At 67.0% G+C, this 13876-nt stretch carries 10 protein-coding genes and 5 pseudogenes; 13 read left to right on the plus strand and 2 right to left on the minus strand.

Translation table 11 applies throughout. The features are described from left to right. Window positions 1-138 precede the first annotated feature (138 nt). From ACUDAL_RS04940 to lipB, 12 genes and pseudogenes are all read left to right on the plus strand, one after another. Entirely contained in the window at window positions 139-1437 is a 1299-nt protein-coding gene (locus tag ACUDAL_RS04940; RefSeq protein ID WP_444677321.1) for a glutamate-5-semialdehyde dehydrogenase, read from the plus strand. Next, window positions 1434-2095, plus strand: a pseudogene (gene nadD, locus ACUDAL_RS04945) (nicotinate-nucleotide adenylyltransferase). Before ACUDAL_RS04940 ends, nadD begins: the two are co-directional and overlap by 4 nt. Window positions 2096-2161: 66 nt before the next feature. Continuing rightward, entirely contained in the window at window positions 2162-2524 is a 363-nt protein-coding gene (gene rsfS, locus ACUDAL_RS04950) for a ribosome silencing factor (RefSeq protein WP_444677322.1), read from the plus strand. Window positions 2525-2553: 29 nt separating this feature from the next. Next, a pseudogene (rlmH, locus tag ACUDAL_RS04955) lies at window positions 2554-2987 on the plus strand (23S rRNA (pseudouridine(1915)-N(3))-methyltransferase RlmH). Window positions 2988-3029: 42 nt separating this feature from the next. Continuing rightward, window positions 3030-4936, plus strand: a pseudogene (gene mrdA / locus ACUDAL_RS04960) (penicillin-binding protein 2). Window positions 4937-4953: 17 nt separating this feature from the next. After that, window positions 4954-6097, plus strand: a pseudogene (rodA, locus tag ACUDAL_RS04965) (rod shape-determining protein RodA). A 92-nt stretch (window positions 6098-6189) separates the two neighbouring features. Continuing rightward, entirely contained in the window at window positions 6190-7194 is a 1005-nt protein-coding gene (mltB, locus tag ACUDAL_RS04970; RefSeq protein ID WP_444677323.1) for a lytic murein transglycosylase B, read from the plus strand. 153 nt (window positions 7195-7347) lie between these two features. Further along, window positions 7348-7713, plus strand: a pseudogene (locus ACUDAL_RS04975) (septal ring lytic transglycosylase RlpA family protein); the annotation flags it as partial. A 152-nt stretch (window positions 7714-7865) separates the two neighbouring features. After that, complete coding sequence (locus ACUDAL_RS04980) at window positions 7866-8147, plus strand: SPOR domain-containing protein (RefSeq protein WP_444677324.1); 282 nt, start codon at window positions 7866-7868, stop codon at window positions 8145-8147. Window positions 8148-8242: 95 nt separating this feature from the next. Beyond that, window positions 8243-9400 (plus strand): D-alanyl-D-alanine carboxypeptidase family protein, encoded by a 1158-nt coding sequence (locus ACUDAL_RS04985; RefSeq protein ID WP_444679313.1) that lies wholly within the window; start codon window positions 8243-8245, stop codon window positions 9398-9400. An 85-nt stretch (window positions 9401-9485) separates the two neighbouring features. Further along, the gene (locus ACUDAL_RS04990) at window positions 9486-9800 is read left to right on the plus strand and encodes an HP0495 family protein (RefSeq protein ID WP_444677325.1); all 315 of its coding nucleotides are present in this window, start codon (window positions 9486-9488) and stop codon (window positions 9798-9800) included. Then, complete coding sequence (gene lipB, locus ACUDAL_RS04995; protein ID WP_444677326.1) at window positions 9800-10462, plus strand: lipoyl(octanoyl) transferase LipB; 663 nt, start codon at window positions 9800-9802, stop codon at window positions 10460-10462. Before ACUDAL_RS04990 ends, lipB begins: the two co-directional genes overlap by 1 nt. Before the next feature lie 21 nt (window positions 10463-10483). Here the strand turns inward: lipB and lipA are convergent, their stop codons facing one another. Together lipA and ACUDAL_RS05005 are read right to left on the minus strand one after the other, a co-directional pair. Continuing rightward, window positions 10484-11536, minus strand: coding sequence for a lipoyl synthase (gene lipA / locus ACUDAL_RS05000; RefSeq protein ID WP_444677327.1), 1053 nt, complete (start codon window positions 11534-11536; stop codon window positions 10484-10486). A gap of 116 nt (window positions 11537-11652) precedes the next feature. Then, complete coding sequence (locus ACUDAL_RS05005; RefSeq protein ID WP_444677328.1) at window positions 11653-12642, minus strand: LysR family transcriptional regulator; 990 nt, start codon at window positions 12640-12642, stop codon at window positions 11653-11655. Between the two features lie 144 nt (window positions 12643-12786). On the opposite strand from ACUDAL_RS05005, the gene ACUDAL_RS05010 reads away from it, so the two are divergent. Next, complete coding sequence (locus tag ACUDAL_RS05010) at window positions 12787-13665, plus strand: ATP-binding protein (protein WP_444677329.1); 879 nt, start codon at window positions 12787-12789, stop codon at window positions 13663-13665. The last annotated feature ends 211 nt before the right edge of the window (window positions 13666-13876 follow it).

Here is a 13876-nt window from a genome sequence, read left to right on the forward strand (position 1 = left end):
GCCCTGTCGCTGAGGCGTTAGGCCTCGGCAAGGGTAGCTGCCTTCCTGCATGCAAGGTATGCCGTGCTCCGTTTCGTAGTTGCCCCAGTATAACGTCCGAAGCGCGCTAAGGCGCGGCGGCTCAGGAGTCTCATTATCATGTCTGCCCACGCTTCCCGAACCGAACCCTCCTCCGCCGTTGCCGACGTCGATGCGTACATGACCCGGCTGGGACAGGCTGCGCGCGGTGCTGCATCGGCAATGCGCAAAGCCACCACGGGCGACAAGAATGCCGCCTTGCTGGCAATGGCCGAGCAGCTTGCCCAGGGCCGCCAGGGCGTGCTGGAGGCCAACGCACGCGACCTGGCGCGCGGCCGCGACAGCGGCCTGGATGCCGCCCTGCTGGACCGCCTGGCGCTCGACGACAAGCGCCTCGACGCCATGATCGAAGGGCTGCATCAGGTGGCGGCACTGCCCGACCCCGTGGGTGAGGTCGACGGGCTGCGCTCGCGGCCGAGCGGAATTCAGGTCGGCAAGATGAGGGTGCCGCTCGGGGTGATCGGCATCATCTACGAATCGCGTCCCAACGTGACGATGGAGGCGGCCAGCCTGTGCCTCAAGTCGGGCAATGCCTGCATCCTGCGCGGCGGGTCCGAGGCGCGCGACTCGAATGCCGCCATCGCCGAGTGCATTCGCCAGGGGCTGCTCCAGGCCGGCCTGCCCGAAGCGGCGGTGCAGGTCGTGGCGACCACCGACCGTGCGGCGGTGGGGCGGCTTATCACCCTGCCCCAGTATGTCGACGTGATTATCCCGCGCGGTGGCAAGTCGCTGATCGAACGCATCTCGCGCGAAGCGCGCGTGCCGGTGATCAAGCATCTGGACGGCGTCTGTCATGTCTATATCGATGCCACCGCCGACCCCGACAAGGCGCTGGCCATTGCCGTCAACGCCAAGACGCAGCGCTACGGCACCTGCAACACCATGGAAACGTTACTGATCGACGCCCCGGTGGCCGAGGCGCTGCTGCCCCGCCTGGCAGCCGCCTGTGCGGAGCATCAGGTGGAGCTGCGAGGTTGCGCGCGGTCGTGCGATATCCTGCCCGGCATCGTTGCCGCGACCGAGGAGGACTGGTGCGCCGAGTACCTGGCGCCGGTGCTGGCGCTGCGGGTGGTGGATGGCATCGATGCCGCCATCGAGCACATCGAGCGCTACGGTTCGCACCACACCGACGCCATCGTCACCGAGCACTACGGTCTGGCGCGCCGGTTCATGGCCGAGGTGGATTCCAGCTCGGTGATGGTCAACGCCTCGACCCGCTTCGCCGACGGCTTCGAGTATGGCCTGGGTGCGGAGATCGGCATCTCCACCGACAAGCTGCACGCGCGCGGCCCGGTGGGGCTCGAGGGGCTGACCACCTGCAAGTACGTGGTGTACGGCGACGGCCAGGTGCGCCAGTGAGCCAGGCGGTGCCTCCGCTGCGGGTCGGCGTGCTCGGTGGTACCTTCGACCCGGTTCACCTGGGCCACCTGCGCAGTGCCGTGGAGCTGCAAGAAGCGTTGGCGCTGGATCGCGTGCACATGATTCCCGCCGCCTCGCCGCCGCTGCGGGGTATGCCGAGCGTGGCGCCCGCCGAGCGCCTGGCCCTGCTGGCGCTCGGCATCGGCGACACTCGGGCTTGGTCGCTGACCCGCGCGAGCTCGACCGGGACGGGCCCTCCTACACGGTCGATACCCTGGCCTCGCTGCGCGAGGAGCTGGGCGGCGCGGCGCGGCTGATCATGGCGCTTGGCCACGATGCCTTCCTGAAGCTTGCTGAATGGCACCGGCCCGAGCGTCTGTTCGCCCTGGCCCACCTCGCGGTGATCCACCGCCCCGACTTCGACGCACCGCTTTCGCCGGCCCTGGCCGAACTGATCGCCGAACGTGAGGTCGATACTGCCGAAGAAATGATGGAGCGCCCGGCAGGGGCGGTGTTGCGTCTCGCCTTGCCCACGCGCATGGCCATCTCGGCGACCGAAGTGCGCCGTCGTCTGGCCGAGGGTCGCAGCGTGAGATACCTGCTGCCGGAGGCGGTCGAGCAACGAATTCGCCACCGACGCCTATATCTTTCCCGCTGAGCGCTGCCTCCTACGCCGTGAGGCGCTACAATGGCGCCGTTCACGACTTCCCACTCAAGAGGGGCTATGCACAACGAATCGCTCAAGACTCTGGTCATGGAGGCGCTGGATGACCTCAAGGCCAAGGACGTGTCGCTGCTCGACGTATCGCGTCTGACCAGTGTCACCGACCTGATGATCATCGCCAGCGGTACTTCCACCCGACACGTGGCGGCACTGGCCAACAACGTGGTCGAGAAGGCCAAGGCTTCGGGCTTGCAGCCGCTGGGCGTGGAAGGGCAGGCCGGCTCCGACTGGGTGCTGGTCGACCTGGGCGATGTGGTCGTGCATGTGATGCTTCCGGAAACCCGCCAGCTCTACGACCTGGAGCGGCTGTGGGCGGACTTGCCCAGCGACGGCGAACTCCGGCAGGAGCACGGCGGGCAATGAAGATCCGCCTGCTGGCGGTGGGGACGCGAATGCCTGCCTGGGTCAACGAGGGCGTGGAGGAGTATCGCAAGCGCCTTCCTCGCGATTTCACCCTCGAGATCGAGGAGATCGCGCCCGGCCAGCGCGGCAAGAATGCCGATGTGGCGCGGGCCATTGCGCTGGAGGCCCAGCGCATCCGCGAGCGCCTGCGGGGCGATGAGCTGACCGTGGCGCTGGAAGTGCAGGGCAAGCCCTGGAGCACCGAGCAGCTTGCCAGGAAGCCGAAGCCTGGCGACTGTCGGGGCGCGACGTGGCGCTGCTGGTGGGCGGGCCGGATGGCCTGGCTCCCGAGCTGTCCCGCGCCGCCGAGCGGCGCTGGTCGCTGTCGCCCCTCACGCTGCCGCATCCGCTGGTGCGGGTCATGCTGGCCGAACAGCTTTATCGTGCCTGGACCCTGCTGGTGGGGCACCCCTATCATCGCTGACCGCGGCTTCCGCTGTAATGCAACAACGAGACCATTGCCGGCATGCGCCAACGCCGTGAGACTCTCAAGAACCCCGAGCACGAGCTGCGGATCTTTCGCATTCGGGCGTTCCTCGCCGCTTTTCTGATCGTCACGTTGACGGGCTTGCTCATGGGGCGGCTGGTCTACCTGCAGGTCGTTCAGCATGAGGTATACAGCACCCGTTCCGAGAAGAATCGCGTGCGCGTGGAGCCGTTGCCGCCTACCCGCGGGCTGATCCACGATCGCAACGGGGTGCTGCTGGCCGAGAACCGGCCTACCTACAACCTGACCCTGATCCGTGAGCGGGTCGAGGATCTCGACGCCACCCTGGCGCTGCTGGAGCGGCTGATGGAGCTCTCGCCCGAGGAGGCCGAGGCCTTTCGTGTGCGCTCGCGCCAGCGCCAGCGCCCGTTCCAGCCGTCGCTGCTGATGAGCGATCTCAACGAAGCGCAGATCGCCCGCCTGGCCGTGAATCGCCATCTGCTGCCGGGTGTCGAAGTGGAAGCGCAGCTGCTGCGCTACTATCCCGACGCGCACATCATGGCCCATGCGCTCGGCTATGTCGGGCGCATCAACGCCGAAGAGCTCAAGACGCTCGACCCCGGTCGCTATGCCGGCACGCACTTCATCGGCAAGACCGGCGTGGAGCGCTTCTATGAGGACGTCCTGCATGGCCAGGCCGGGTTGCGTAAGGTGGAAACCAACGCGCGCGGCCGGGTGCTGCGCGAGCTGGGCCGCACCGACCCGGTGCCCGGGCAGAACCTGAGGCTGACCCTGGACAAGGGGCTGCAGAGCCTGGCCTACGAGCTGCTCGATGGCCGTCGCGGTTCAATCGTCGCCATCGTGCCCAAGACCGGCGAGATACTTGCCATGGTCTCGGCGCCGGGCTTCGACAGCAACCAGTTCGTCACCGGCATCGATGTCGCCTCCTACCGTGCGCTGCAGGAGGACCTCGACCTGCCGTTGTTCAACCGTGCGATTCGCGGCCACTACCCGCCTGGTTCGACCATCAAGCCCTTCCTGGCGTTGGCGGGACTGGTGGAAGGGGTAATCACGCCGGATCGTGTCATCAACGACCCGGGGTTTTACCAACTGCCCAACGACAGCCGCCGCTATCGCAACTGGCTGCGCTGGGGGCATGGCCGTGTCGACATGGAGCGCTCGATCGCGGTGTCCAACAACACCTATTACTATGCGCTGGCCCACGAAATGGGCATCGATCGGCTGCACGAGCAGATGAGCGCCTTTGGCTTCGGCCAACGCGTCGCCTACGATGTGTTCGGCGAAAGCCAGGCGCTGATGCCGTCGCGGGAGTGGAAGCGTGGCCGCTTCGGCCAGTCCTGGTTCCCCGGGGAGACGCTGTCGGTCGGGATCGGCCAGGGCTACTGGCAGGTCACCCCGCTGCAGCTCGCCACGGCCACCGCCGTGCTGGCCAATCGCGGCGAATGGGTGATGCCGCGGCTCGCCAGCCACGTCGGCGATCGCGAGGTGCCGCAGCGGCTGCCGGGCACCAAGCGCGACATCACCGTAAGCAACCCGCTGTGGTGGGACAGGGTCTTCTCCGGCATGGAGAAGGTGCTGACCGGCCACGAGGGCACTGCACGGCGCACCGGGGTCGGGCTCGAATACCGCATGGCCGGCAAGTCGGGGACCGCCCAGGTCTTCTCGCTGGGACAGGATCAGCGCTACAACGCCGACCAGCTCGCCGAACGGCTGCGAGACCACGCCCTGTTCATGGCTTTGCCCCGCTGGAGGACCCGCAGATCGCCGTTTCGGTGATCGTAGAGAATGCCGGAGGCGGCAGTACCCATGCCGCCCACCTGGCCCGCGCCATGACCGACGCCTGGCTGCTGGATGAAGGTGCGCCCGACGTGGAGGAGCTGCTCGAGGCGATGGAAAACGATACCGGCTCCGTGGCGGGGAACTGATCATGGCATTGACGCCGATGGCAAGAGGGTTGCGCAGACGGCCGGTGCGGGCGCCGGACGGCGGCATCTCGCGTCGCAAGAGTTTCTGGGAGCGTACGCACCTGGACCCTGGCTGCTGATCATGCTGCTGGTATTGCTGGTGGCCGGGCTGGGCGTGCTCTATAGCGCCAGCGGCCAACGCATCGAGGCCGTGTACGCCCAAGGCACGCGCTTCCTGGTGGCGGTTGCGGTGATGCTGGCGCTGGCCCAGATCACCCCGACGACGCTGCTGCGCTGGGCGCCGGTCGTCTATGGCGGCAGCCTGCTGCTGCTGATTGCGGTGGAGCTGGTGGGCGACGTGGGCATGGGGGCCAAGCGCTGGCTGACCATTCCCGGGGTGGTGCGCTTCCAGCCCTCGGAGCTGATGAAGCTGGCGATGCCGCTGATGGTCGCGGCGTGGCTGAGTCGCCGCCAGCTGCCGCCCCGGCTGCTCGACCTGCTGGTGTGTGCGGTGCTGATCGGTGTGCCGGTACTGCTGATCGCGCGCCAGCCCGACCTCGGCACTTCGCTGCTGGTCTCCAGCACGGCGATCTTCGTAGTGCTGCTGGCGGGCCTTTCCTGGCGCTTCATCGCCGTGCTGGCAGTGGCAGCGGCGTCGGCCCTGCCGCTGTTGTGGATGAATCTTCACCAGTACCAGCGCCAGCGGGTGCTCACGTTCCTGAATCCCGAAAACGACCCGCTGGGAGCGGGCTGGAACATCATCCAGTCGACCACCGCCATCGGTAGCGGCGGCGTGTGGGGCAAGGGCTGGCTGCAGGGCACACAGTCGCAGCTAGAGTTCCTGCCCGAGCGCCATACCGACTTCATCGTTGCGGTACTCGGCGAGGAGTTCGGGCTGGTCGGCATGCTGGTGGTGCTGGTGTTCTACCTCATGATCGTGGCCCGCGGGCTGTGGCTCTCGGGCGCCGCACACGACACCTTCGGCAGGCTGCTGGGGGCAGCATCATCCTGACTTTCTTCATCTATGTCTTCGTCAACGTCGGCATGGTCAGCGGAATCCTGCCGGTGGTAGGCGTGCCGCTGCCGCTGGTCAGCTACGGCGGGACCTCCAGCGTGACCTTGCTGGCCGGTTTCGGTATTCTCATGTCCATTCACGGGCACCGCCGGCTGCTGCCTCGCTAGCCTTCGGTGGTCCCGGTTTCCGAGAGAGCCTGTCAGGGAGTGCGCAGCGCATGATGCCAGCCGCGGTGAAAGGAAAAAGAGGCGTTATTGCCATGCTGTCGGCGGTCGCCTTGCTGGGAGCGCCGGCTGCGCTGGCCGAGGACTTCCATCCGGAGCGCCACGCCGGCGCCGGGCAACTGCTCGACGAGCTGATGGAGCGCGGCATCGAACGCGACTGGCTGGAGGCGGCGCTGGGCGACGCGCACTTCCAGCAGGGGGTGCTGGATGCCATGGAGGGAGCCGCGGAACGTCGGCTGCGCTGGGACGAGTATCGCGAGATCTTCCTCCAGCCCGAGCGCGTCGAGCGTGGCGTTGCCTTCATCGAAGCGCACCGCGACGCCTTCGAGCGGGCCGAGGCGGAATTCGGCGTGCCGGCCGCCATGATCGCGGCGATCATCGGCGTCGAGACCAGCTACGGGCGCTTCACCGGGCGCCATCGGGTGATCGACTCGCTTGCCACCCTGGCGTTTCACCACCCGGTGCGCGGCAACTTCTTTCGCGGCGAACTCGCCGCCTTCCTCGAGATCACCCACGAGCAGGAAGTCGACCCGGGCAGCCTGACGGGCTCCTATGCCGGCGCCATGGGCTATCCGCAGTTCATTCCCACCAGCTATCGCGCCTATGCGGTCGACTTCGATGACGACGGCTACCGCGACCTGTGGAACAACCCGGTGGATGCGATCGGCAGCGTCGGCAACTATTTCGCCGTGCACGGCTGGCAGCCGGGCGCGCCGATTTATCACGAAGCCCGCGGTCCCGAAGCGCCGCCGGAGGCGATCGAGTTCAATCGCACTCGTCCGCCCTATGTCGACCTGGCCGAACTTTCGACCGCGCAGATCGAGGTCGACGCCAACCTCGACAAGACCGAGCAGGTGATCCCGCTGGCTCTGGAGACGGCGGAGGCGAGCTGGCGCTATCGCGTGGGCCACCAGAACTTCTACGTGATCACGCGCTACAACCATAGCCACCTCTACGCCATGGCGGTGACCGAGCTGGCCGAGGAGATCGAGGCGCTTGCCGCGCAAGGGCCGGCCGACGCCGAGGAGGCCAGCTCATGAAGCGGCTGTGGGCGACCTTTGCCATGGCGACGCTGTTGGCCGGCTGTGCCGGCGGCGGCTCGCAGTCGAGCTCCGGTTCGCGCGATGCGTCGGCGCCTGCACCTGCGGCCTCAGCCGCGAGTTCAGGAGGTGGTCGCTATGCCATGAGCGGCGATGCCTACCCGCAGAACCCGCCGGACGTCAGCCAAATCCCGATGCGGTGCCCCGCATCGAGCCGCTTCCCGCGGGGGCAACCGCTCGACCTACGAGGTCTGGGGCAAGACCTACCACGTGCTGCCCGACGCCAATGGCTACGCGCGCCGGGGCACGGCTTCCTGGTATGGCGAGAAATTCCACGGCTACGCCACGTCCAACGGCGAGATCTACGACATGTACAAAATGACGGCAGCGCACCGTTCGCTGCCGTTGCCAACCTATGCGCGCGTCACCAGCCTGGAGAACGGGCGCTCGGTGATTGTGCGCATCAACGACCGTGGCCCCTTCCACAACGACCGCGAGATCGACCTCTCCTACGCCGCGGCGGCGCGCCTGGATATCCTCGGGCGCGGCACCGGGCCGGTGAAGGTGGAGGCGATCAATCCGGAAATCTGGCTGGCGGAAAATGGGCGCGGTGGCGCGAACCCAAGCCCGCTCCGCGGGTCCAATCGGCGCCTGCTCAAGCACAGCCGGCGGTGGCAAGTGCCGCGTCGGCGAGTCCTGCCGGCACCGCCAGCACGGACGCTTCGGCCCCGGTATTCCTGCAGATCGCGGCGCTGGGCTCGGCCGACAACGCCCGGGCGCTTCAGGCGCGGCTGCAGGGCGAACTGTCGCATCCCGTGCGCGTGGCAAGCGCTACCGGCATGTATCGGGTGCAGGTGGGGCCGCTGGCTCATGCCGGCCTGGTTGGAGCGGCGCGCGATGAGCTGCGCCGCGCCGGATTCGACCAGGCCTTTATCGTCAATGGCGCCGACTGATCGGCGCCTTTCCTCTGACCATCTCGAAGCTTTCAATGAGACTCATGCCCATGAGAGTGCTGTTCCGTTTCGTTCGCCTGCGGTGTTTCCCGCTCATGCTGCTCGGCCTGTGGCTGGTCGGCGGCCAGGCCCTTGCCCAGGCCATACCCACCCCGCAGCCCATGATTCCGGCGCCGCCGCAGATCGCCGCCAAGTCGTGGATTCTCATGGACGCCGACAGCGGCAGGGTGCTGGTCGAGCACAACTCCGACGAGCGTCTGCCGCCGGCCAGCCTGACCAAGCTGATGACCGCCTACCTGGTGGAGCGCGAGCTCGACCGCGGCAACATCAACCTGACCGACATGGTGCGCGTCAGCGAGAAGGCCTGGCGTACCGGCGGCTCCAAGATGTTCATCGAGGTCAATACCGAGGTGTCGATCCGCGACCTGCTGTACGGCATCATCATCTCCTCGGGGAATGACGCCAGCGTCGCGGTGGCCGAGCATCTGGCCGGTGGCGAAGGCCCCTTCGCCGACCTGATGAACCAGCATGCCGCCAGGCTGGGGCTGCATAACACCAATTTTACTAATGCCACCGGCCTGCCGCACCCCGACCAGTACTCCTCGGCGCGCGACATGGCCCTACTGTCGCAGTACATCATCAACGACTATCCCGAGCACTACGCGGTCTACTCGGAGCGTTACTTCACCTACAACGACATCCGCCAGCCCAACCGCAACCGCCTGCTGTGGCGCGACCCGACCGTAGATGGCCTTAAGACCGGCTGGACCACCGAGGCGGGCTATGGCCTGGTGGCCTCGGCCAAGCGCGATGGCATGCGCCTGATCTCGGTAGTCATGGGTACCAACTCGGAAGAGGCGCGGGCGCAGGAGACCCAGAAGCTGCTGAGCTACGGCTTCCGCTACTACGAGACCCTGAAGCTCTATGATCAGGGTGCGGTGCTCAACACCCCGCGCGTGTGGGGCGGCAACAAGAACGAGCTGCGTCTCGGCGTTGACCATGACGTGCACATGACAGTACCGCGTACGCGCAACGCCGAGCTGAGCGCACGCCTCGACATTCGCCAGGACCTGCGCGCCCCGGTCAGCCTGGGCCAGCGCGTCGGCACCCTCGAGGTGCGCCTGGGCGACGAGGTGGTGGGTGAACAGCCCCTGGTCGCCCTGGAGACGATCGAGGAGGGCGGCTTCGTCAAGCGCCTATTCGACCAGGTAAGGCGGTTCTTCTCCGGCCTGCTGGGCCGGTGGTTCAACTGACAGCCAGAATCACTTTCCCCTGCCGCCTTGGTGGCAGGGGAAGGTTGAGTAAAATACTAGGATATTTTCCAGGGGCGATACTGCCATGACCGACAAGACGCTGCGCGACCTGCGCCAGGTGTCCGCGTCGCCTTCGCCAGGCCAGGCGCCGACCATTACCTTTCCCTGCCACTATTCGATCAAGGTGGTCGGCAACGCTGCCGACGACTTTGCCGCCCACGTGTGCCAGATCGTCAGCCGCTACGATGCCGGCCTGGACGCCAGCGCCATCGAGGTGATCGATAGCCGCAACGGCCGCTTCCAGTCGGTGCGGCTGACGCTCTATGCTACCGGCGAAGAGCAGCTCAAGGCGCTTTTCATGGACCTCAAGGCCACCGGCCGAGTGCACATGGTGGTGTGATGCCTGAGCTCGACGGCGCGATTCTGCTCCACCGGCTGGGCCTGCGCCCTTACGAGCCGGTCTGGCAGGCCATGCGCGACTTCACCGACCAGCGCGACGGCGCCACGCCCGACCAGTTCTGGCTGGTGGAGCATCCGCCCGTGTTCACCCAGGGGCAGGCCGGTAAGCCAGAGCATTTGCTGATGCCGGGCGATATTCCGGTCGTGCTGACCGATCGCGGCGGGCAGGTGACCTATCACGGCCCGGGGCAGGTGGTGCTCTACCCATTGCTGGATGTACGCCGGGGCGGGCTTGGTGTACGCGAGCTGGTCACGGCGCTGGAGCAAGCGGTGATTAGCGTGCTGGCGGATTACGCTATCACGGCGCAGGCACGTGCCGATGCGCCCGGGGTTTATGTCGGCGAGGCCAAGATTGCCTCGCTGGGGCTGCGCATTCGGCGCGGTGCCAGCTTTCACGGTGTGGCACTCAACGTGGATGGCGACCTTGCGCCGTTTTCACGCATCAATCCCTGTGGTTATGCCGGCATGGCGATGACCCGCGTCGCCGACCTGGCGACGCCTTGCCCCACGGTCGCGCAGGTCGGCATGCGTCTCGCCGAGCGCCTTGCGCAGCGGCTGGGCCGCCCGCTGCGCCTGGTCGATGCCGAGCAGGCGCCTGCCTAGAGTTGCGCGCCTGCCTGCCTATCAGCCGACGTTGATTGCGTCGATGCGGTTGGGGTCGGTTGCCTGGCCAGGTACGGCGGCTGGTGCGGCAAGACCCAGGTTGTTCTTCTCGAATACGCGGTCGGCGCGATAGCTCGAGCGCACCAGCGGCCCCGAGGCCACCTCCATGAAGCCCTTTTCCAGACCCAGTCGACGGTAGCGTTCGAACTCTTCCGGCGTGACCCAGCGCTCCACCGGCAGGTGGTTGCGGGTGGGGCGCAGGTATTGGCCGAGGGTGACGATGTCCACGTCGATGGCGCGCAGGTCGTCGAAGGTGGCGAGGATCTCCTCATCGCTCTCACCGAGACCCAGCATCAGGCTGGTCTTGGTCAGCACGTCGGGGCGGTAGCGCTTGGCATGGGCCAGCACGTCGAGCGTCTTGCGATAGCCGGCACGCGGGTCGCGCACGTAGTGAGTGAGCCGCTCGACCGTCTCGACGTTCTGGGCGAACACCTCAAGGCCGGAATCGACCACGCGTTCGATGGCCGCTGGGTCGCCGTCGAAGTCGGGGGTCAGGGCTTCCACCACTACCTGGGGCGTGTTGGTCTTGATGGCCTGGATGCAGGCGGCATAGTGGGCGGCGCCGCCGTCGGGCAGGTCGTCGCGATCCACCGAGGTCAGCACCACGTAGCGCAGCCCCATCAGTTCGACCGACTTGGCCGTGTTGGCGGGCTCCTCGGCATCGAGCCAGCCGCGGGGATTGCCGGTGTCCACGGCGCAGAAGCGGCAGGCGCGGGTGCACACCGAGCCCATCAGCATGATGGTGGCGGTGCCGTTACTCCAGCATTCGCCCATGTTGGGGCAGTGGGATTCCGCGCAGACGGTGCTCAGACGATGCTCGTTGACGTTCTTCTTCACCGCTTCGAAACGGCCGCCGCCCGGAATCTGGGCGCGTAGCCACTGCGGCTTGCGGGTGGTTTCCGGACGCTCTTCTACCGTCTTGCGCTGCTTGATGCCGTCCTTGATCACGGCCATTCCGCGTTCGTTGCGGAATTTCTCACCGCTGGGCACGCGCTTAGTGATGTCATCGCTCATGGGGTGTCAGCCCTCCGCTCGGCGGCTGCGCTATGGTGTGCATGGGTAGGTTGGTTGCAGCCGGCTAATCTAGCATATTCCGGTTGCCTCGGGACAGCCGCGACCGCGGTAGACGGCTACAGCGATTGCAGAGGCAGGCACACCACGCCATGGTCGGGAATGGGGTGCGCAGGGGCCCTGAAATGGGCCTCGAACTCGCCGATCCGCTCGCGCACGAAGCGCAGGAACAGCTCGGTCACCGGCGTCGGGAAGCGGTCGCGAGGATAGACCGTGCACCAGGAGCGGCGCATGGGAAAGCCGGGCAGCGGTAGCTCGGCCAGCAGCCCGGCCCCAAGCTCCAGCTTTACCGCCAGGCGCGGCAGCACTGCCACGCCCAGGTGGGCCATGATGCCCTGCTTGATCGCTTCGTTGGTGCCAAGCTCCATGGTGTGGGCAAGCGGCACGTCCTGCTCGGCGGCCAGCTGCTCGAAGGCAGTACGCACGCCGGAGCCGGGCTCGCGCATCAGCAGATAGTGCTGGGCCAGGTCTTCGAGGGTGGGGGCGGCTGCGGCCAGCAGAGGGTGTCCAGGCCAGACCACAGGGATCAGTTCGTTCTCCAGGATTGGCATGTAGACCAGGTTGTCGTCGTCTTCCGGTACCATGGCCATGATCACCAGGTCGTCGCGGCGCGCCGCCAGCCGTTCGAGGGCCTGGCTGCGGTTGCACACCTTCAGCCGAACCTGAACGTTGGGATGGTGGGCGCGAAAGCGGGCAATCAAATGAGGCACGACGTACTGTGCGGTAGAGACCGCCGCCAGGTTGAGTTCGCCGGAAATGGTGCCGGCCATGTCCGACAGCGCCATCTGCAGGCGCGAGACCTGGCCGAAGATGGCCTGGATTGAGGCGGCCAAGGCGTCGGCTGCCGGCAGTACGTGCAGGGTCTTGCCGGAATACTTGAACAGCGGCTGTCCCAGGGCCTGTTCCAGCTGGCGGATCTGGGCGCTGACGCCTGGCTGGGTCAGCCCGAGCTCTTCCGCCGCTCGTGAGTAGGAGTGCTGTCGGTGGACAGCCTGGAATACCTGCAATTGGCGAAAGGTCAGGCGGTTCAGCAGCCTTGGCATGGTCATGAGCGATCCGCTTGGTAGGGCACCCCTGGTACATCCACCGAAATGCTATCACCGTGCCGGGCTGCGGTCATGCCCGCCGCCGAGGACGAGAAGGAAACATGATTAAGCAAGGCGAGGCGGGGGGCGCCCCCAGGATGGCAGCGCGTGCTGGTGGCCGGCAGCGGCCTGGCGTCGCTGCGGGCCGGGCAGGCCTGTACCGAACTCGGGCTGGCGTGGTGCCACGACCCGCTGGCGAGCACCCCCGATGCCCTGGCTGCCGGCGCCGAGGCGCTTGGTTGCGATGCCATTCACCCCGGCGAGATGGACCTGGCCGAGCAGCTCGCCCTGGCCTGGCGCTGCCGGGAGGCCGGGCTTGGCTTCATCGGCCCGCGTGAATCGCTGCTGGCAGCCATGCAGGACCCGCAGGCGTGTCGGCTACTGATGCGCGAGGCCGGCCTGCCCCTGGCGGCGGGGCAGGATTCGTCCTGCGTGAACCTGCCGGTGCTGGTGGATCGGCATGGCCAGGCGCTGGCGCTGGTGGAGTATGAGGCGGCCAGTGCTGGCTATGCCCTGGCCCCCAGCGAAAAGTTGACCCCGGAGCAACGCGCCTACCTTGGGCAGCTCGCGGTCAAGGGCGCCCTCGCTGTCGAACTGGTGGGGCTGGCGACGCTGCGCTTTTCGCTGCACGACCACCAGCTGGGCTTCGTGAGCATGCGCCCGGGACTGTCGGGCAGCGAAGGGCTGGTGGAGGCATTGACCGGGCTCGATTTGGCCGTGGAGCAGCTGCGCCTGGCCGCCGGCCAGCGTTTGAAGCGGCCTCGGGTGGGGCTCATGGGGCACGGTCCGGGCCGCCCCGGTCAGGCGCGGCTTCGGTGCCTGGCCGGGGCGCTGGGCATGCTGGGCGGAGGGCCTGGGGTTCGTCTCGACCGCGCTGCGGGTAGTGAGGCGGCGCGGCTGGTCGTGTGGGGGCGGGACGCGGCCGAAGCCAGGCGGCGCGAGCGGCGGGCGCTCAGTGAACTGCTCGGTGCGGGTGAGACGGTATGAAGCGCGAGTGGGAAAAAGGCGGCAGGGCAACAAAAAATCGACAAAATGGCTGCGTTCGGCCTGAACAGGGCGTACTATACTTGTTGCAGTGCAGCAAATTTTCTCCCATCCACGCTGATGACGCGCTGGAGAACCCTGGAGTCGAACATGAATCTACTGATGCCGACGCCGCCTGCTGAGGCACTGAGCTATCTGGATCCATTTGGTTTCG

Origin of the sequence: Halomonas sp. E19, assembly GCF_052439355.1 — a bacterium.
GTDB lineage: Bacteria > Pseudomonadota > Gammaproteobacteria > Pseudomonadales > Halomonadaceae > Halomonas.